The sequence below is a fragment of the Ruegeria sp. AB9 genome (assembly GCF_056542585.1).
Genome location: NZ_JBQGAA010000001.1, coordinates 413,139 through 431,605, shown reverse-complemented (window position 1 = coordinate 431,605; position 18,467 = coordinate 413,139). Strand labels below are relative to the sequence as shown.

18 protein-coding genes are annotated in these 18,467 nt (G+C 57.9%); 13 read left to right on the top strand and 5 right to left on the bottom strand.

Annotated features, from left to right (window positions below):
* Positions 1-52 precede the first annotated feature (52 nt).
* The 4 genes from ACR0K5_RS02240 to ACR0K5_RS02225 all read right to left on the bottom strand — a co-directional run bounded on the left by ACR0K5_RS02240 (position 53) and on the right by ACR0K5_RS02225 (position 6,167).
* Positions 53-1,720, bottom strand: a complete 1,668-nt coding sequence (locus ACR0K5_RS02240; protein ID WP_480628109.1) for a sulfatase-like hydrolase/transferase — start codon at positions 1,718-1,720, stop codon at positions 53-55.
* A gap of 454 nt (positions 1,721-2,174) precedes the next feature.
* On the bottom strand, positions 2,175-4,097 hold the full coding sequence (locus tag ACR0K5_RS02235) for a DUF3604 domain-containing protein (protein WP_480628108.1): 1,923 nt from the start codon (positions 4,095-4,097) through the stop codon (positions 2,175-2,177).
* A 287-nt stretch (positions 4,098-4,384) separates the two neighbouring features.
* Positions 4,385-5,455 carry a hypothetical protein gene (locus tag ACR0K5_RS02230; RefSeq protein WP_480628107.1) on the bottom strand — a complete coding sequence of 357 codons (1,071 nt, stop codon included), beginning with the start codon at positions 5,453-5,455 and terminating at the stop codon, positions 4,385-4,387.
* 40 nt (positions 5,456-5,495) lie between these two features.
* Complete coding sequence (locus ACR0K5_RS02225; RefSeq protein WP_480628106.1) at positions 5,496-6,167, bottom strand: GntR family transcriptional regulator; 672 nt, start codon at positions 6,165-6,167, stop codon at positions 5,496-5,498.
* A 128-nt stretch (positions 6,168-6,295) separates the two neighbouring features.
* Between ACR0K5_RS02225 and ACR0K5_RS02220 the strand changes: the two genes are divergently transcribed.
* The 5 genes from ACR0K5_RS02220 (at position 6,296) to ACR0K5_RS02200 (ending at position 10,489) form a co-directional block, all read left to right on the top strand.
* Complete coding sequence (locus ACR0K5_RS02220) at positions 6,296-7,240, top strand: class II glutamine amidotransferase domain-containing protein (protein WP_480628105.1); 945 nt, start codon at positions 6,296-6,298, stop codon at positions 7,238-7,240.
* Positions 7,237-7,950, top strand: a complete 714-nt coding sequence (locus ACR0K5_RS02215; protein ID WP_480628104.1) for a GltB/FmdC/FwdC-like GXGXG domain-containing protein — start codon at positions 7,237-7,239, stop codon at positions 7,948-7,950. Before ACR0K5_RS02220 ends, ACR0K5_RS02215 begins: the two co-directional genes overlap by 4 nt.
* Positions 7,935-9,359, top strand: coding sequence for an FMN-binding glutamate synthase family protein (locus tag ACR0K5_RS02210; protein ID WP_480628103.1), 1,425 nt, complete (start codon positions 7,935-7,937; stop codon positions 9,357-9,359). Before ACR0K5_RS02215 ends, ACR0K5_RS02210 begins: the two co-directional genes overlap by 16 nt.
* Complete coding sequence (locus ACR0K5_RS02205; RefSeq protein ID WP_480628102.1) at positions 9,356-10,051, top strand: type 1 glutamine amidotransferase; 696 nt, start codon at positions 9,356-9,358, stop codon at positions 10,049-10,051. Before ACR0K5_RS02210 ends, ACR0K5_RS02205 begins: the two co-directional genes overlap by 4 nt.
* Positions 10,052-10,138: 87 nt before the next feature.
* Entirely contained in the window at positions 10,139-10,489 is a 351-nt protein-coding gene (locus ACR0K5_RS02200) for a YjiS-like domain-containing protein (protein WP_480628101.1), read from the top strand.
* On the opposite strand, the gene ACR0K5_RS02195 is transcribed toward ACR0K5_RS02200, so the two are convergent.
* Positions 10,486-11,625, bottom strand: a complete 1,140-nt coding sequence (locus tag ACR0K5_RS02195; RefSeq protein WP_480628100.1) for an FAD-dependent oxidoreductase — start codon at positions 11,623-11,625, stop codon at positions 10,486-10,488. The genes ACR0K5_RS02200 and ACR0K5_RS02195 overlap by 4 nt on opposite strands.
* 92 nt (positions 11,626-11,717) lie before the next feature.
* Between ACR0K5_RS02195 and ACR0K5_RS02190 the strand changes: the two genes are divergently transcribed.
* Genes ACR0K5_RS02190 through ACR0K5_RS02155 form a run of 8 tightly spaced genes read left to right on the top strand, consistent with a single transcriptional unit; the run spans position 11,718 to position 18,420 of the window.
* Positions 11,718-13,010: a glutamine synthetase family protein gene (locus tag ACR0K5_RS02190; protein WP_480628099.1), complete on the top strand. Its 1,293-nt coding sequence runs from the start codon at positions 11,718-11,720 to the stop codon at positions 13,008-13,010.
* Positions 13,010-13,276 carry a EutN/CcmL family microcompartment protein gene (locus ACR0K5_RS02185; RefSeq protein WP_480628098.1) on the top strand — a complete coding sequence of 89 codons (267 nt, stop codon included), beginning with the start codon at positions 13,010-13,012 and terminating at the stop codon, positions 13,274-13,276. The genes ACR0K5_RS02190 and ACR0K5_RS02185 overlap by 1 nt, the downstream gene beginning before the upstream one ends.
* Before the next feature lie 41 nt (positions 13,277-13,317).
* Positions 13,318-13,626 carry a BMC domain-containing protein gene (locus ACR0K5_RS02180; protein ID WP_117869464.1) on the top strand — a complete coding sequence of 103 codons (309 nt, stop codon included), beginning with the start codon at positions 13,318-13,320 and terminating at the stop codon, positions 13,624-13,626.
* 22 nt (positions 13,627-13,648) lie between these two features.
* On the top strand, positions 13,649-14,833 hold the full coding sequence (locus ACR0K5_RS02175; RefSeq protein ID WP_480628097.1) for a hypothetical protein: 1,185 nt from the start codon (positions 13,649-13,651) through the stop codon (positions 14,831-14,833).
* Positions 14,833-16,212, top strand: a complete 1,380-nt coding sequence (locus ACR0K5_RS02170; RefSeq protein WP_480628096.1) for an aldehyde dehydrogenase family protein — start codon at positions 14,833-14,835, stop codon at positions 16,210-16,212. Before ACR0K5_RS02175 ends, ACR0K5_RS02170 begins: the two co-directional genes overlap by 1 nt.
* A complete protein-coding gene (locus tag ACR0K5_RS02165) occupies positions 16,209-16,832 on the top strand; it encodes a BMC domain-containing protein (protein ID WP_480628095.1) in 624 nt (207 codons plus the stop codon). The genes ACR0K5_RS02170 and ACR0K5_RS02165 overlap by 4 nt, the downstream gene beginning before the upstream one ends.
* Positions 16,832-18,013 (top strand): malate dehydrogenase, encoded by a 1,182-nt coding sequence (locus ACR0K5_RS02160; protein WP_480628094.1) that lies wholly within the window; start codon positions 16,832-16,834, stop codon positions 18,011-18,013. The genes ACR0K5_RS02165 and ACR0K5_RS02160 overlap by 1 nt, the downstream gene beginning before the upstream one ends.
* Entirely contained in the window at positions 18,010-18,420 is a 411-nt protein-coding gene (locus tag ACR0K5_RS02155) for a Rid family hydrolase (RefSeq protein ID WP_480628093.1), read from the top strand. The genes ACR0K5_RS02160 and ACR0K5_RS02155 overlap by 4 nt, the downstream gene beginning before the upstream one ends.
* Positions 18,421-18,467 lie beyond the last annotated feature (47 nt).

Below are 18,467 nucleotides of genomic sequence, written 5' to 3'. Positions count from 1 at the left end.
CTCAACTTCAAGGCATCCAACGATGCGCAGCTTCACCGCGCAGGGTTAAGTTTTATTGCTTCGGCGATTGGCTTTTGACCAGAAACGCCTCAACGGCTTGTTGGGTTTCCGGACGGATGTTCTCGATCCCCTCATATGGTACGCCGAATGCCGGGGGCGTGTCCGGGAACTTCTCTTTTCGGGCCATGTGACGTCCCAGAATTCTCGCAAATTCCTGTCCGCCCCATGCACCAACTTCGGTCGAAACTGAATATTCTTCGCGCGTGTCCCGATAGAGATCGAAGAACTTCGCCAGAATTGCGCTTTCGCCTGGTCCCGGCAGTTTCAATTTAAGCTGATCCTTCACGATCGCCTCAGGCTTGTTTACCGAATAGATGATGACGTGGTCGCGGCGCGCTTTGGTCTCATCGGCAAACAGCAGCGCCGCGGATTGGTCCACACCGTCCACCAACCGATCCCGAGGTATAAATGACTCCGCCCCGGCAAAACGAGAAAGTGTCGTATAAAGGTCCGAGACATGGATGATGCTGTTAAGCAGCCCGTCGGCCTCGATCATGCCGGGCCAGCGGATGAAGGCATCCACGCGGACGCCACCTTCGGTGGTGTCGCCTTTGCCACCCGCGTAGATCAGCGGTGTAAAACCTGACTGCGGCGCGTATTTGGTGAAATGGCCATTATCGCCCATGACGACCACAACGGTGTTCTCGGTTAGCCCAAGCCTGTCCAGCCGCGCAAACAAATCGCCGAGCCATTCATCCAACAGCTGCATCTTGTCCACGTAAAGACCACCATTCACGCTTTCCGGCCCAGACCGACCGGCGCGCGTATTGTCCAGCGGGATCATCGGCCAATACTGAAGAAAGAACGGTTCGTCGCCGCCGCTCAACCGTTCCAGTTCTTCAAGCGTCTTGTCCTGAAAGGCCTGGTTCATTTCATCATATTTCGCAGCGTTCCATCGCTCACCTGACTCCATTCGGATTTCACGAATAGGTCCGCCAGTTTCACCTTCGATCACCGTCATCATCGCGGCAGAATCGGGGCGGAACCAGCTATCCAGAGTGTACTTGTCATCATAATCTTTGATCGCGACCGAAACCTGTTCCTTGATCGCATCGTCATTGAAGATGGTCAGCTGGCCCTGCTGGTGGATGGCGTGCTGGGCGTAGTCGAAGCCTTGGTTCATCGCCCAGCTTTCAGCGATATCCCCCATGTGCCACTTTCCAACATGGCTTGTCGCGTAACCGGCCTGCTTCAAAACCTCTGCAAGTGTCACCTCTTCATCCGGCAGACCGAACCCTGCGATGTCCACTGTCGTGTCGCCCATACCCATGCGCACAGGCAACCGTCCGGTCATCTGCGCCACGCGGGTAGGGGTGCACGACGGTTCTGTATACATCCGCACCATACGCATGGCCTGATCAGAAAAGTCATTGATGTTGGGCGTCTCATACCCGCGCACGGCGTTCAGTTCAGGGATGCCCATGTCGCCAAAGCCCATATCATCGATCAGAACGCTGACGATATTCGGCGGTTTCCCTCCGTTTCCGTTTCGAAAGGCCACAAGCGCGTCGTCAACGGCCGCGTCATCTTGCGCCCATTGTTCACCATGTTGTGCCTCTAGGATGTAATACTCCGCATCATGTTGAATGGGTGCATCTTGTGCAAGAACGGGTGAGGCGACGACACCGGCAAGTATTTTCAGAAGCAGTACATTTCTCATAAAATCCCCCCAATTATGAGATGATTGATAAGTCTTGGAAACTTCGCTTTCGTCAAATTATCACATTAAAATGTTTGATGGTTGTATTTTTTGTTTCTTCCGACCGGCGTGAGATTTGGGGATCATGAGGTTTCGCTGGCGCAGGCATCAAAGTCACGACTTTGCGGTGGTCATTGGAGATTGGCTGCCCGAGTAAAAAAGAAACTTTGACCCAAGTATTCGGAACTTCATTTCAAATAAAAATAACTGCTCCAATCAAAAAAGTGGAGCAGAGATTCTTTCTGTATTCGTATGATGTCTCCTGCGTAAAACGTGTTCAGGTTCTACGTACATCTGCTGGCGTCATCGGGCCGGAATTGGCAAGAATATGGACGCAATGCGCGTTGCAGAAGCTCTGTGTAACCACCGAGGTAGCGGTCACTACCCCGGTTTTCAGTTCCGTTCCCAGGGCAGATCACTCTGCCGGTGTGTACCATATCGGTGACGAATACGCGCGTTCCTGATGCGTAAGCACAGATTTCTCGGGCAATTCGATGCCATATCTCACCTTGTCGTACAGGATCCAGCGCGGGGTTGGGATTTCGATGGCGCGGACGTAATAAAATGCGCGCGCATTCGGATCGAAATCCGGATCTGACCACACGGAGACCAGTTCGGCGGTTCCGATTGTGTTGGTCCAGCTGGCCGTGTCAACGTCTACGGTGTTTCCAACCGCAGGGACCTTGCCGTTTTGATCGGGCTCACGGTTATCTGACCACGCGACGTCGTAAACCTTCTCCTGCAAGGTGCCTTCGGAATCGAGCCAACCCTTGATCACTTGAACACGATCCAGGTTGGCACCTACCGGGTCGCGCAAAGCCGCGATCAGGAAGCTGGGGGCGCCGTCACCTTCGCGTGGGCGCAGGTCCGAGCCCATTGGAACACCTTTGGTATAGCCCACATTAGCAAGGAAGCGGGTTTCTACGTCCGAGTCACTGAAATCCCACCCGCCAAAGAACCGCAGGCCGATCCGTGGTCCGGTGGTCGCGTAGGTTTCTCGGCGCTTGAACGCATCAAAGATCGCGGCGCGCGTATTCTCGGTGGCCCAGACAGCCGTGTATCCGGACGCGACAAGGAGGTCGCCGGGTATTTCGCCAAGATCATTGGCGATGAACGGATGCTTGATCCGCGAGGCAGAGGGCTCAACACTGACGGATTTTCCAAAGAAATTGTCTTCCTCTGCCGTGGCCAAGGACGTATGGCTGTCCGTCGCGCCGCCCATGCCAAACTTGTAGGGGTTCACGCCGAATTTTTCCTCCAGCATCAAACCGCGTTTCAGCGCCTCGCGAGCGTATTCGCCAGCCAGCATTTCATCTGTTTTCAGTTCGGTTATGTCGAGGTTGCCCACATCCCAGTTTTCATAGTCCGCAAATTCGTCATCCGGGCTCAGGAACGGGTGCGCTTCGCCGTCGCCCTTGATCTGAGTGACCTCATAGTGGGGTTCCCACTTAGCGCGAGCCGCCACGTATTCTTCGTCAACCTTGCCGCCGTGATACGTGTCTTCGGTTGGGAACATCCATCCGTTCGACAGGTTACCGTTATGAGCAAATGCAACAGCGCGTCCGCCAGTTTTCTCCTGATACTTTTCAAGCCAGGCATAAAGCGACTTTGGGTCGGTATCGCCATAAGGAGGTTGCGTGACCGGAGGCACCATTTGAAGCGCCCTGATTGGCCCATCGCGTAGCATGACGTTCCGGTGCAAGTTGAAACCCTTCGGTACCGAAGTCCACTCGAAACCGATGAACGCGGTAAAGTTGCCAGGGTCATTGTGCCGCTCTGCGGCTGAAACAATGTGTTCCCAGGTAAAGGCAAAGGCGTCTGCACCTGGGCTGTATGACTCCAAAAGAACTTCGGGCAGTGTCATTTGCGAGAAGTTGGTAATGATGTCGAAAGCCGTTTTCCCGGCCTCTTCACCGCCTGCCTTATACCCTTCGTACCATTCCAACCCTTTTGGATCAGCAAGAACGCCAGGCTTGCCAGCCTGAAGGTCCGGGGCAAACCCCATCAGGTCAGTATGATCCGTAAGAACCATCCAATCCAGCGGCCGTGCCAGCCTTACAGGTTGACCCGTGGAAGAAATGACCTGCTCACCTTTTGCAAAACGCCACGCTTCATCAGGCAGCAGAGTGTTCCCAAAAGCACCCGCATCCAGCGAAAGTCCAGTGTGCAGGTGTGTGTCCCCCCATAGCGGGCGTTCGGGGAAGGTGCGCTGGGCATACGGGGAATACGGTTGATCCGAAAACAGGCCTTCCGCCGCCTGTTCGCTTGGCACAGCGTCAGACAGTACAACTGTTGGTGCGACCACCAGTGAAAAAAAACAGGCAGAAAACCGAAGCATATTGACCTCCCAAACCAACAATACACCGCAAAATCGAAGGGCTCTTCTCGGCCCTTAAATATTCGATTTTGTTTATATCATACTGCGTCGATTTCCTTGAGAAGTTTTTTGACAGGCCGTTTTGGTGCTGGTGAATGAGGCAGTGTGGTTTCGATCCAAGCATTTCATCCGCAATCGCAACGCGGCGATGTCAGAGTTCGCGACTAGCAGCAAGTTTGGGCATGTTTGGAGTTGCAAGGCCCGACCTGTGATATACGCGAAGCCTACGAAGCATAACCACCATCAATTCAGTCTGGCGCGATATCGCCAGCCAGCGCCATTTCGAGGATAAACCGAGTTGCCAAGTCCGTTTCTTCGAGAGCGACCAGAGCCTCAAACTGTTGGCGCAAAACCGGTTCACCCCAGTTTCGCGTTGAGATGGCAATCTGAAGGGCCAGCCCATGGTCCTTCTCTAATACTTCAGAGTAAATCTGGGCGATCTCAGGTCTAAACTCTGTATGCGACGACCCAGCCACGCCCAAAGCTCGGATCAGTGATTTCCTGTCTTCTTCGGTCTTCAGCGGATCTTGTAGGGCGAGACCAATCGCTCTGATCGCCGACGTTTTATCCGCTTCTATGCCAGCAAGTGCCCACTCAAAAGAATTGAGGCCCCCGGACTTCAGGGATTTAGCATAGCGTGAGCGCACGATCGAAAGCGCTTGTGGATCAGTTTGCAATCCGAGCATACGAATTGTGGCGGGTCTATATGCGAAGCGGTTCAAGTCATGCAATTCCCGCATGATTTCGCTGGTGGAAAACCTGCCGCCTATCGGACGCACAAGTTCGTAAGGTGCCCGGGCGATTTCAAGCAAGGCCACATTATGCAGCACATGATCGGGGTGCCACAAATACTCAGCGAAGAAGGACACCCGGTCCGGGGTACTTGTTTCTCCATAAGCCCAAATCTGCCCGGAGGATTGCAGTTCCTCAAGAAATTCGCTTCGATCCGGGGTCATCGTGAAGATACGCCTCCAGCCGCTCGAAAAACCACGCCCGGCGCCATCTCTGTAGGTTGGTCCATAGGTCAGTAGGACGGTGTTCGTCGGATCAGAGCGAAAAGCACGCCGTGTAACGCTATCAATCAGAAACGGAATGTCCGGTATGGTTTCGAGCTTTTCAATATTGCCCGACAAGACTCTTCGCGCTGCAAATCTGAATGGATTTTCCAACGCCGGGCCAGCCAATACGACTATTTCCGCGGCTAAGATGTGATCAGCAAGGGACGCGTCGGGAAGCTCGGTACAAACCGGGCAGGCGTACAGTTCGCGGGGCACCACGAGCCCGATGAGGCTTGCTATGGCTATCAGAAACTTTCGCATAATTGGATAAGTATAGCTTTTTGCCTAAGCAAAACAGCTTTCATCCGTTGTCCACTTCCTTCAGTCCTTCGATCTGCAAATCAAACCCGGCTTGGATATGGGCGGTAAAGGTTTCAAGCGCTTCTGTTACATCGCCGGTTGCAATTGCGTCGACAAGTGTCAGATGGTCGCCCAGGGACTTTGAGATATCGACATTTTCGATGGCGGAAAACAAGTGGAAGGCCATGGCTTTGCCCCAGATCATGTCGAACATGTCCAGCAGGAACTTGTTGCCGGCTTCGACCATAAAGGCGCGGTGAATGCGGCGGTTGGCAATGAAGTAGTCGCGGGTCGAAGGATTACTCAGGTTTTCTTCGCGGCGAATCAATTCGCGTAGACTGTCCAGAACTGCGGGGTCAGCGTGGGCCGCGAGAATCCGGGCGGCTTGACCTTCGATGGCGGCGCGGGCCTGATACAGTTGCCGGACTTCGGTTTGATCCATGCGCGCCAGTCGGAATCCGCCACTGGCAGCAACTTCCAGAACACCTTCGGTTTCCAGCCGCATCAGGGCCTCGCGTACCGGGGTTCGGCTGATATTCAACTCGGCTGCCAGCTTCTCTTGGACCAATCGATCTTCGGCTGAAATTTCGCGACTCATGATGGCTTCGACCAGTTGATCGTAAACCTCGTCAGCCAGCCGTCTGCGCTGAGTTTTTATCTGTTTCAGAGCCACTCGGAGCCTCTCTTTCCGTGTTCCGTGAATTCTGTATTCAAAAAAGCAACTGGTGCCAAGGCGATTGGGCTTGCTATTGTTCGTGTACTGTATACAGTATACAGACACGAATGAACAGGGAGCTCTTCATGTGTGGAATCGCTGGAAGGATTCTAACCGCACCCGGACAGGTCGGGGCGGACCTGGTAAACCTCATGGATGCTCAGGAACACCGTGGCGCAGATAGCACCGGGTTTGCAGTTTATGGGCCGCCACGGGAAACCGGATATGTTTTGCGGGGAATGGGTTTCGACAAATCTCGGCAGGACGCCGATCTGGATGCATTTGAGGTGGTATTGAAAGATCATGGCTCTGGCTTTCTGTCCGACCCGAAGATCGTAACCGATGAGAACCGGCATTATTGCTTCCGGGCGGAAATCTCGGACCCGGCTGATTTGCTGGCCTGGGTGCGGGACGCAGATGAACTGACGGATCGGTTCGAGGTGCAATCCTGTGGCCGTAGCCTTGAGATCATAAAGGATATCGGCGGAGCAGAGGCCGTGGCGGAAAAACATGGCGTACGCGACATGATCGGCACCCATGGTCTGGGCCATGCGCGGCTGGCGACGGAAAGCTCGGTTTTGCCCAACGCCTCGCACCCGTTCTGGGCGCGGCCCTTTTCGGATGTGGCGATCGTGCATAACGGCCAGATTACCGACTATTTCACATGGCGCGATAGGCTGAGCCGGATGGGCTATCGCTTTCTGACCGAGAATGACAGCGAGCTGATTGCGGTCTGGGTGAGCGACCAGATGAAGGCGGGCCTGACGATGGAGCAGGCGCTGAAGAAATCGATCACCTCTATTGATGGTGTTTTTACCTACATGATCGCGACACCGGATGGGATTGGCTTTGCCAAGGACAGGTTCGCGATGAAGCCGCTTGTGGTGGTCAATCGCAATGGTGATCTGGCCGCCGCGACCGAGGAACAGGCGGTGCGTCGTGTGATGACCGAGGAATGCGATGTGATCAACTATGACGGCCCGTCGCTGACCGGCATCTGGGGCGTCGGCAACCGGAGCATGGCGGCATGAATGAAGCGGCAAGAAAAATGGATGAAATCGTCATCGAAGTTGGCAAGCGGCACATTCGTGAGGTGAACCGGGACATCATGGCCGCGTGTGCCTCGGGACAGCCGATCCGGGTTGTTGATACGTTGTCACGGCACAATCTAGGCGTGGGCCTGCCGGATAATGTGGACATCACTTTCGAGGGCTCGGTTGGTTATTATTGCGGTGGGCTCAACACCGGCGCCAACATCACCATCGAACGCAACTGCGGCTGGGCCGTGGGCGAGGGGATGGCCAAGGGCCACATCACCGTCGGCGGTTACGCAGGTATGTCCTGCGGGGCAGCAATGATCGGCGGCACGATCCATGTCAAAGGTGATGCGGGGCCGCGCGTCGGCGTCGCCATGAAGGGCGGCAATATCGTGGTCGAAGGTAAGATCGGCTATCAATCCGGTTTCATGGCGCACGCGGGGCGGATCATTGCGTTGGGAGGGGCCGGTGAATCTTGTGCCGACGCGCTGTGGCAAGGCGAAGTCTGGGTCGCGGGCGAAATCGACAGTATTGGGGTGGACGTCAACGTGATCGAACCCACCGCTGAAGAAGTGGCCGAGGTCGACGCGATCCTTGATCCTCTGGGGCTGGTCGACAGCTCTCGCAACTGGCGCAAAATGGTGTCTGGCCAGCGCCTTTGGTATTTTGAAAGCAGGGATGCAAGCGCATGGCTCATGATCTGAGTAAACCCTATGATTACCCGTTTGAAGTCGCGTCAGAGGAAGAAATTCGGTTCCGCGACGCGGGTGCGGTCGAAGGCCGGCCGGCCGGTGTGCCTTCGTCTTATGATGAGGGTGGGTCTACCCGCTGGACGCCCGAGGCGATCTCGGAAGTGCATGCGTTGGCGCAGCTTGGGCGCTATCAGGTGCGCGGCTACAACACGTTCAACAAGCAAATGCCAACCTTTGACGATTTGACATTCGTCCCGGCGACAATGACCCGCCTGCCATTGGAAGGGTACCGCGAAAGCTGCGATACCACGACCGTTCTGGGCGGCGGGCGCGGATTGGTGGAACGTCCGCTGGAATTGAAAATCCCGATCTATATCGCATCCATGTCTTTCGGCGCGCTGTCGGCTTCGGCCAAGGCATCGCTGGGTTACGGTGCCTCGAAGGTGGGCACCATGACCTGCACGGGCGAAGGCGGCATGCTGGAAGAAGAGCGCGAAGCCTCCCAACGCTTGCTCTACCAGATGTCGCCCGCCCGCTATGGGGTGGATCTGGATCACCTGCGCCGCGCCGATGCCTTGGAGATTGTTGTAGGGCAGGGGGCCAAACCGGGCACCGGCGGTTTGCTGCTTGGTATGAAGGTCAGCCCGCGGGTCAGCGAAATGCGCACTTTGCCCGAAGGAGTTGATCAGCGATCCACTATCCGGCATCCGGATTTTCTCGGGGCCGACGATCTGTCAGTCAAGATTGAGGAATTGCGGATCGCCACGAACTATCAGGTGCCGATCTTCATCAAGATGGGCGCCACGCGGCCCCGGTTCGACGTGGCCGTGGCCGCAAAAGCCGGTGCCGATGTTGTTGTGGTTGACGGGGCCGAAGGCGGCACCGGAGCCTCGCCTGAGTTACTGCTTAACCACACTGGCATTCCGACCATGAGCGCCATCCGCGCCGCGCGTGAAGCGTTGGATGAGTGCGGAATGAGCGGCAAGGTCTCGCTCGTCGCTGCTGGTGGTATTCGTTCCGGTGTGGATGCGGCCAAGTGTCTGGCGCTTGGGGCAGATGCAGTCATGATCGGGAACGCGGCGATGGTCGCGCTGGGGTGTAACACTCCGAGATATCTGGACGATTATCAGGCATTGGGCACATCGCCGGGGGCTTGCCATCACTGTCATACGGGTCGCTGCCCGGTCGGTATTGCAACGCAGGACCCTGACCTCGAAGCGCGCATGAACCCGCATGCAGGTGCAGAGCGTGTCGCTCGTTACCTGACTGCCATGACGATGGAAATCACGGCACTTGCTAAGGCTTGCGGCAAATCCTCGGTCCACAATCTGGAAACTGAAGACCTGCGCGCGCTCAGCTTTCAGGCGTCGGCCTTTACTGGCGTCAAAATGGCGGGCATCGATAGGGCCTTCGACTGGTGAGGATCGCACTTCTTGAGTTGACCCTGCATCCATTGCCGCTGCTTGAGGGGCTGCCGCGTACGGCCCAGCAGATCCGCGCATGGCTTGAACCACATCTGCCCGAAGCCCGATTTTCCACGGTGGATGTGGTCGACGGCGAGGCATTGCCTCAGCTCGGGGATTTTGATGGGGTTGTTGTCGGAGGGTCCGAATTCGGCGTCTACGATGACACGGAGTGGATGCGGCCCCTTCGCGATTTCCTGGAATTGTGCCGGGATCATGCCAAGCCGGTCTTCGGCATCTGCTTTGGGCATCAGATCATGGCGGATGTCTATGGCGGCAAAGCCGAGAAGGCCGAGATCGGCAATGTCGTCGGCGCACGAGGCTTTGACTATGGCGGAGCCAGCGTTGACGCCTATTTCTGGCATCAGGATCAGGTTACACGTGTTCCGCCTCTGGCGCAGGTGACGGGGTCGGCGGATCACTGCCCGGTAGGGGCGCTGGACTATGACTTCCCGGCCCGTTCGGTACAATTCCATCCTGAATACCGGGCAAGCCATCTGCGTGAGTTGTTCGTGCGCGGGCGCGACGTGTTTCTTGCAGTGCAGGAGGCGGATGATGGGCAGGCCTCGCTTGAAACGGCTCATGTGCCGAAGGATCTGGCCGCCTCGCAGGCGGTTGAATTGTTTCGCGGTACCTACGGTCAGGCGTGAGAACTCAAAACCCGCTTGATCCTGATCAATTCCGGCACCGGGTAACCATGTATACTGTATACATGTTGTGGTGGAGGAGGCCGCGAGATGTCAGGATATACGGATTTCTTTCAGAAAATAACGCGGATTGTCAGTGCACCTCGGGATGAGAGCCTGAGTGATCGGGAGCTTTCGGATCTTGGGTTGTCCCGCGCGGATCTGGCCATGCTGCGATCGGGCGCACCGCAGGCACGCGAGCGCATACTGGCCATGGCCGGGCAATTCGGCCTGACCGAAGCGGACCTGAACGCACACTCGGAACTAGGATTGGAACTGGCGGAAAAATGCGGGCATTGTCTGCAGGCCGAAACCTGCCGCGATGCCATCCGGGCGGGCGCGGTTCTTCCGCAGAGCAGGTGCCCTAACGCTGAAATATATCGCGCCCTCTTAGACGGTTAGCGTCCGCTGGGGCTTTCTTTCGGGCTCAACTTTCTGCGACCTCCGATCTTGAATCGGTCTGCGGTGCCAAAATCCTTAAGCCCGACACCTGCCGCAAATTCCGCAAACACGGGGGCGTGCTTGAACAAATGGCCCGAACACCCTCCGGCGAACAGCACGTTTTCATGCTCGGGGTGCCAGTCGACAATGAAATGCGTGTCAGGGGTCAGGATGATCTGGTTGAACTTGGAATCCACAACTCTTTGTCCCTCCAATCCCGGAAGCCGGTGACGGATATAGCTGCGTGTGCGGCCCAGTGTTTCCTGGCGGATCAGCCGCTCATCATTGTCCAGATCAATCTTGTCCGGGATAACAACCGCGGCCTTGACGCCAGAGCCCTCTGATGATGGCAGGCCAAATGATCCTTGCCCGTGATCAATCCAGCAGGGCATCCGGCTCATATCAAAATCTTCTGACCCGTCGGGAGTAGAGGTGTAGAGGACATTGACGCCTACGACGGTCGAGATCGGCTTGATCGTTCGGGGGAACATGTCCGCCATCCACGGGCCGGTGGCTATTACAATCAAATCAGCCTCGAGCGGTTTGCCGTCCAACATCGGACGTTCTGATCCATCCGTGGTGACACGACCGCGCTGTACTTTGCCGCCTGCCTTTCGGAGCAGATCCAGACCGGTCAGAACACAGCGATGTGCCATCAGCATTCCGGCTTCGGGTTCAAACAGCGCATATTCGATGTCGGCGACCTTGAACTGAGGGAACCGAGATTCGACGTCCTGCTGACCGAATTTGTAATAAGGCACGCCGACCCGGTCGAAAGTCTGTGCGGTTGCGTCTTCCCAATCGCAATGTCCCGCAGTCGCCAGAATCAACGCACCGCATTCATACATCAGGTTCTGACCACTTTCGGCCTGCAGCTCCAGCCAGCGCAGGCGGCTTTCGCGCGCCCAGCGCGTATAGAACTCGTCACGCCCGGATATGGCGCGGATCACCCGGTTGTAATCCGTTGAAGATGCACGGGAATGTCCCGGTTCCCACCGGTCAATCAGCGTCACGGCCTCGCCGCGCCGTTGCAGTGTAAGCGCCGTCATGACGCCGACGATGCCGCCCCCGACAACGATAACCGAGCTTTTGGACATGGCGCAGATTTTCCTTGTTTCCTGACTGGCTTTGTGAATACTGTATACAGAATACAACAATTATAAAGCCAAAAAACAGGGAGCGCGCGCAAATGAGTTCGGGGTTTGATCTGCCCGAGGGCACACATACCGTCATACTTGGTGTCGGGGACCTCAACGGCATCATGCGCGGCAAGCGCATTCCGGCCAGCCATTGGGATCATGTCTGCAAAAGCGGAAATGCACTGTCGATCGCTCTGCTGGCGATCGATATGACCTGCGACGTCTGGGATACGCCTTATGTCAATTTCGACAACGGATATCCCGACATGCACGTCTTCCCGATGACCAAGCCTGTCGCCGTCCCATGGGAGCCGGGCGTGGCCGTCTGTTTTGGTCGCGCCGAAGGTATGGATCACAAGCCGGTGCCCATCGATCCTCGTCAGACTTTGGTGCGGCAGGTGGAACGGGCGCGCGATATGGGGTTTGAGGTCAATGTCGGCACCGAACTGGAATTCTACCTGCTGGACCCGGAAACCGGCCAGCCGCGCGACAGCGGCATTCAGGTCTATGGTCTGGGCCGCGCTGCCCGAATGGAACATATTGTCGGTCCGATCCGTCAGCAGATCAACGAATGCGGCATTCCCATCGAACAGTCGAACCCGGAATATGCGGCGGGCCAGATCGAGGTAAACATACGTTACGGCGAAGCTTTGGCTGCTGCGGATCGCGTTGTTCTGTTTAAATCTCTGATCCGCCAGTTGGGTATCGCGCATGGTTATCTGGCGACATTCATGCCCAAGCCGTTTTTTGACCAGTCCGGTAACGGATTCCACACGCATTACTCGCTGTGGAAAGATGGCAAGAACGTCTTTGCCGACAATGGCAAGATCAATGACACCGGAAAATCGTTCATTGCGGGTCTGCAGCAGCGCATGTGCGAAACGGCGATTTGCGGCAGTGGCACAGTTAACGGGTATCGCCGTCGCCAGCCCTATACATTCTGTCCGACCAACACGAGCTGGGGCTATGACAACCGCACTGTTGGTATCCGGGTCATCGAAGGCTCCGACAGTGCCGTGCGCGTCGAAAAGCGCGATGCCGGGGCGGATGCCAATCCGTATCTGTTGCTTGCGGCTGAGATTGCAGCCGGGCTTGACGGGATTGAGCAGGGGTTGAGCCCTTCAGACCCGACAACCGGCAATGGATATGAAGACGGGATCGGCGACCCCATTCCCACCGATTTACCAACCGCCATCGAACTGGCTCGCGGATCGGACTGGCTGCGCGATGTTATGGGCGAAATGCAGTGGGAACTGGTCCTGCAGCAAGCCGAGCGAGAGCTGGAGTTTTTCAATCAACAGGTCACTCAGGTCGAGATGGACCGCTATCTGAGGACATTCTGATGCATTTGGGCAAGGTCGCCGGAACCGTCACAGCAACTGCCAAGGACGCCAGGTTGGTTGGAGCAAAGCTGCTTGTGACGGACCTGGTCGACAGCAAAGGCAGTCTGATCGAACCGGCCCGGGTTGCGGTGGATACCTGCGGCGCCGGGGTTGGGGACATGGTGCTGGTTGTCAGCGGGTCTGCGGCCCGGATGGCGGCGGGATTGTCCACGGCACCCGTAGACATGGCCATTATCGCGGTGATCGACCGCGTATCTACGACCTGAACCACAATACGCGAAACAACCTTTTTTCGGAGGAACAAAAAATGGCGAAACCAGTGGCGGGGCAGATGGCCCTGGGCATGATCGAAACACGCGGCCTTGTCGGCGCGATTGAAGCAGCGGATGCGATGGTCAAGGCGGCCAGCGTTGCAATCGTTGGCCAGACCAAAGCGGGCGGCGGGCTGGTGACGACCCTCGTGCGCGGAGAAGTCGGCGCGGTCAAAGCCGCCACCGATGCGGGTGCGACAGCGGCCAACAAGGTAGGCGAGGTGGTCTCGGTCCACGTGATCGCACGCCCGCATGACGAGCTTGAGGCAATCATCGACGGGCTGGGTGCCGGATCGTCGGCCTGATCCATCCCTCTGAGGAGATACTATGTCATCCGGTTTCGAGGATTTCACGCGCGCAGTGACACGCGGCGCGACACGGGATGCACCCGTTACCCAGAGATTTGAGCGCATTGCGGTATTGGGAGGCGGCCCGGACGCCCGGCTTCTGGCAGCGCTATGTCTGGCTGAAGGGGCCGAGGTCACCCTGTTCTCGGCCTACGGGGCAGAATTGTCGTTGCTGGCCCAATCCTCGGGGATCGGCATTCGGGGTGAAGGGCCGGTAGGCACATATCAGGTGGACCGCGATGGGCCTTCGATCCGCACCACGGCCGAGCTGGATGCAGCGGTGCGAGGCGCACAGGTGATCTTTCTGACAGGGCCGATTCACAAACAGCGGACCTATGCCATGGTGCTGGCCGATCACCTGAGCGATGGTCAGGTGCTTGTTCTGGCACCCGGTCGGTCTCTGGGCGCGGTTGAGGCCGCCTGGATGCTGCGTATCGGTGGTTGCACGGCAGATGTCACGCTGGTTGAGGTGCAAGGCTTGCCCTATTGGTATCAAGCCGAGGGCGCTGGGCTGACTCTGACGCGGGCGACACCAATGGCTGCCGCAACCCTGCCGCGTGGCCGGACAGACGTACTTGACGCGTTGCAGCCCTATCTTTCAAACGTCCAGCCGGCGGACTCGGTTCTGGTCTCAGGGTTCGCTGACTTGTCGGCAGCGGTTGAGATTCCGGCGTTGATCCTCGGTGGTGCAGGATTGGGCTCTGGCGGTCCTGATGTGCCTATGGGTGGCGTCCCGCTGGAGGACAACCGGACATTCGCCGCGCTGATTGGACCGGATCAGCGTGAGGTGATCCAAGGGCTGGCTGAAGAACGGCGGCAGGTAGCTGCGGCCTTTGGCGTTCGAAATCTGCCAGAGACAGACGACTGGATCGCGACCTTTGCCGGATCTGAGCGGGGATCGGGTGCGCGGCCGGTTCCGGACAGGAAGGCCGCGCGCCAATTGATGCGCGACGGTGTGCTCGGTTCATTGGTACCGCTTGCTTCAGCCGCGATGCTCGCGGGCCTTCCCGCACCTTTGACGGAAAGCCTGATCACCATGACAGACCGTATTCTGGGTGCCGACGTAGCAGCCGCCGGGCGCAGGCTGGAGACCATCGGAATCTCCGCAGGCGATGTCGATCAGGCACGCCGTATCTTTGACACCATTGCCACCGGAGCCTCGTGATGGACGCTGATCTGAAATCCATCGCCGCCGCACGGCGCGCTGCTGAAACGGCTTTCGAAGCGTATCGCGCCTTTCTTGGCACCGATCCGACGCAGGTGGATGCCATAGTCGATGCCATGGCTCGGGCGATCGAACCCGAGGCGGAGAGGTTGGGGCACTTGGCGGTTGAAGAAACCGGGTATGGCAACGTGCCCGACAAACGGGTCAAGAACCTGTTCAATGCGCTGTCCGTCGCCGATTACTTGCGGGACGTGACGACACTTGGCCTGCTGTGGCGGGACGATGCCACCAAGATCGCCGCCTTTGGTGAGCCGATGGGCGTGGTCGCGGCGCTTATCCCAGTGACCAATCCGACATCGACGATCATCTATAAAGTATTGTCTGCGGTGAAAGCAGGTAACGCTATTGTCTGTGCCCCGCATCCGCGTGGGGTCAGTTGCGGGATCGAAACCGTCCGTGTCATGGCGCGCGTGGCCGAGCAGATGGGCGCGCCCAAAGGTCTGATCCAATGCCTGGATGCCGTGACCATTCAGGGCACGGCTGAACTGATGCGACATCGCCGGACTTCGGTTGTTATGGCGACGGGTGGCCCTGCGATGGTCAAGGCGGCCTATTCCAGCGGCAAGCCGACGCTGGCGGTTGGGGCGGGCAATGTGCCCTGTTACGTGCATAAATCCAAAGCCCGTGATTTGGCCGAAGTCGCCGAGATGATTGTAACCTCGAAGAGCTTCGACTACGGCACTGCCTGTGTCAGCGAACAGGCGGTGGTCGCCGATCCTGAAATTGCACGCGATCTGCGCCACGAACTGAAACTCAAAGGCGCCTATTTTTGCACTCCGGCCGAGACCGACAGGCTGGCGAAAGTGATCTTCAAAGGCGCGCAGGCGATGGACCCTGACAGGGTCGGGCAAAGCCCTCAGGCGCTGGCTGACGCCGCTGGGTTTTCGATCCCGCCGCGCACGCGCTGTCTGGTATCGGAAGAGACAGAGATAGGCTGGCAACGCCCGCTTTCAGCTGAAAAGTTGAACCCGGTCTTGGCCTTCTACGAGGCAAAATCCACCGATCATGGTATCGAATTGGCGCAATCCATCGCCAAATTCGAGGGCTGGGGCCATTCCTCGGTCATCCATTCCGATGATCCCGAAGTGGTCGCCCGGTTCGCCACTGTGCCCACTGGGCGGGTGCTGGTGAACACACCGGGGATCATGGGCGGTATGGGCTATTCCACTGATCTTGAACCATCCTTCATGCTGGGCACAGGCACGTGGTCGGGATCGATCACCTCGGACAACGTGACTGCCCTGCATCTCATCAACATCAAGCGGGTCGCGTATGAGAGCAGACCCTGGCGCGACATTTACGAGGAGTATGGCGCATGAGCGAGATCACGATCCGGGCGCTGATGCAGATCGATAACCTGCAACCCAAATTCGCCGCCTACAACGGGGCGACAGTGCAGGGCTCGGTGCCTTTGTCCGGTGACACTGTGCTGATTGGGGAGTTTGCGCCGGGAAACGGAGTGTTCTCGCTTATCGACCGGGCGCTCAAGGCGTCTTCGGTCGAAGCGACGACGCAGATGGTAGAGCGCGAATTCGGCTTTTTTATCCTGCGCTCGCCTTCAAACGCCGAAGTGTCCGCTGCACGGGACGCGATGCTGGCCGAACTTGGGGCCTCAATGTCGGACCGGTTGAAGCCTGCGATCAGCTCCACCCAGATCATCACCAGTGTCGAACCTTATCAGGCGCAGCTACTGAACAAATGGCGCAAGGGGGCGCTGATCGTTCCGGGGCAGACGCTGGGCATCGTGGAATGCGCGCCCGCCGCATATATCTCGATAGCCGCAAACGAGGCCGAAAAAGCGGCCGAAATAGATATCGTCGAAGTGCGTGCGGTGGGCCGGTTTGGTCGCCTGTTCATTTCAGGCTCGGAAAACTCGGTCAAAACTGCTGTCGAAGCCGCGGCGCGTGCCATTGAGGCCGTGGACGGGCAGGCCGGCTGATGGCCGCGCCACGCGTCATAGGCTCGGACGCGGTCGAGGATGCGCGCCGCCGCGGCAGGATCGTGTTCGAGGTTCTGCCGGGCGACATTGTAACAGCCCTCGCGCGTGAAACCGCAGAGCGTGTTGGTATTGCGATGGTGGACGGGCCGCTGGAACGGCCACAGCCGCCACGTACGGATGGTGCTGTTTCAATGCGCCGTGTGTTGTATCGCCGTTCGCCCAAATGGGTCGCACCTTCGCGCGCGCCGCGCAAAGCCAGCAGGCTGGGCAAGCTGGCTTTGATAGGGGCAGGGGGCGTTGGCGGCAATATCGCGCATCTGGCGGCGATGGCGGATTTAGCCGATGAAATTGCGCTGATCGACATAACGCCGGGTTTGGCGGCCTCAACTGCGCTGGACCTCAATCATACATCCGGGATCACTGGCGCGCGTGCGCGATGTATCGGTGGCGAGTCGATGGATCTGGTGGCCGGTGCCGAAGTGGTTGTCGTGACCGCCGGTCGTGCCCGGCGTCCTGGCATGACCCGCGCCGACCTGATCGACGTAAATGCCCGTGTCATTCGTCAATCCGCCGAGGCAATCCGGTCAGCGGCGCCAAATGCAATTGTAATCATTGTGACCAATCCGCTGGACGAAATGACGGTCGAAATGCTGCGCGCAACAGGATTCCCGCGCGAACGCGTGCTGGGCATGGCGGGCACACTGGACAGCAGCCGGTTTCGCAACGCGCTGGCAATGGCTGCCGGTGTCACGACTGCCGATGTCGAGGCGTTCACACTTGGCAGCCATGGGGACGAGATGGCCCCAATCCCCAGCCGCGCCCGCATTAAAGGTCGCCCGCTGGATGTGTTCTTGTCACCCGAACAGATCGACGCCTGTGTTCGGGATGCGATCACCGGAGGCGGTCAGGTGGTCGCGCTGAAGAAATCCGGCTCGGCAACGATTGCCCCCGCCCATGCTTCGATCGAGTTGATCGACCACATCCGGGGTGCGCGTACAGGTCCGGTCCCGGTTTCGGTCATGTTGCAGGGCGAATACGGCATCGATGGCGTGGTTCTGGGTGTGCCAGCTCATCTCGGAGCAGGCGGGTTGGTTGAAGTTGAGGAGCTACGCCTGACCGAGACAGAACAAGCCGCGCTACAAAACGCAGCCGAGGCGATCCGACAGAGGCTGGGCTTGTGACAATACGCATTTGGAAGTCCGGTGGACGGTTCGAAGAGGTCGCGTCTTATTCCCGCGCCAAGCGCATCGGTCCGTTTGTCTGGATTGCAGGCACCACCGCCATCGAACCCACAGGCCGTATCCATGCACCGGGGGATGTAGGTGCGCAGACCCGATACATCCTCTCTCGCATCGAAGACGCGTTGAAAGAAGTTGGCGCCGAGTTGCGCCATGTGGGCCGGGTGCGCGCCTACCTGACCGATCTGTCCCAGGCGGGCGCGTTCGCGCAGGCGCATGGGGAAGTTTTCAAGGGGATCGATCCGGTTTTGACCGCGGTGCAGGCAGGGCTGACCCAGCCCGGGCTGATGGTGGAAATCGATGTAGATGCGGTGATCCACGGCGAAAAGGGTGAAATCAGCAAATTCTGAACATGAGTTTTTAAGAAAGGATTTGATCGAACCACTGTCTTGTGTAC

Bases quoted from the DNA above. Each gene is read 5' to 3' on its own strand.
- ACR0K5_RS02180 (WP_117869464.1), top strand. From the start codon at position 13,318: ATGGCGAAACCAGTGGCGGGGCAGATGGCCCTGGGCATGATCGAAACA.
- ACR0K5_RS02220 (WP_480628105.1), top strand. From the start codon at position 6,296: ATGTGTGGAATCGCTGGAAGGATTCTAACCGCACCCGGACAGGTCGGG.
- ACR0K5_RS02230 (WP_480628107.1), bottom strand. From the start codon at position 5,455: ATGCGAAAGTTTCTGATAGCCATAGCAAGCCTCATCGGGCTCGTGGTG.
- ACR0K5_RS02190 (WP_480628099.1), top strand. From the start codon at position 11,718: ATGAGTTCGGGGTTTGATCTGCCCGAGGGCACACATACCGTCATACTT.
- ACR0K5_RS02235 (WP_480628108.1), bottom strand. From the start codon at position 4,097: ATGCTTCGGTTTTCTGCCTGTTTTTTTTCACTGGTGGTCGCACCAACA.
- ACR0K5_RS02185 (WP_480628098.1), top strand. From the start codon at position 13,010: ATGCATTTGGGCAAGGTCGCCGGAACCGTCACAGCAACTGCCAAGGAC.
- ACR0K5_RS02200 (WP_480628101.1), top strand. From the start codon at position 10,139: ATGTCAGGATATACGGATTTCTTTCAGAAAATAACGCGGATTGTCAGT.
- ACR0K5_RS02160 (WP_480628094.1), top strand. From the start codon at position 16,832: ATGGCCGCGCCACGCGTCATAGGCTCGGACGCGGTCGAGGATGCGCGC.
- ACR0K5_RS02175 (WP_480628097.1), top strand. From the start codon at position 13,649: ATGTCATCCGGTTTCGAGGATTTCACGCGCGCAGTGACACGCGGCGCG.
- ACR0K5_RS02210 (WP_480628103.1), top strand. From the start codon at position 7,935: ATGGCTCATGATCTGAGTAAACCCTATGATTACCCGTTTGAAGTCGCG.
- ACR0K5_RS02240 (WP_480628109.1), bottom strand. From the start codon at position 1,720: ATGAGAAATGTACTGCTTCTGAAAATACTTGCCGGTGTCGTCGCCTCA.
- ACR0K5_RS02195 (WP_480628100.1), bottom strand. From the start codon at position 11,625: ATGTCCAAAAGCTCGGTTATCGTTGTCGGGGGCGGCATCGTCGGCGTC.
- ACR0K5_RS02165 (WP_480628095.1), top strand. From the start codon at position 16,209: ATGAGCGAGATCACGATCCGGGCGCTGATGCAGATCGATAACCTGCAA.
- ACR0K5_RS02215 (WP_480628104.1), top strand. From the start codon at position 7,237: ATGAATGAAGCGGCAAGAAAAATGGATGAAATCGTCATCGAAGTTGGC.
- ACR0K5_RS02170 (WP_480628096.1), top strand. From the start codon at position 14,833: ATGGACGCTGATCTGAAATCCATCGCCGCCGCACGGCGCGCTGCTGAA.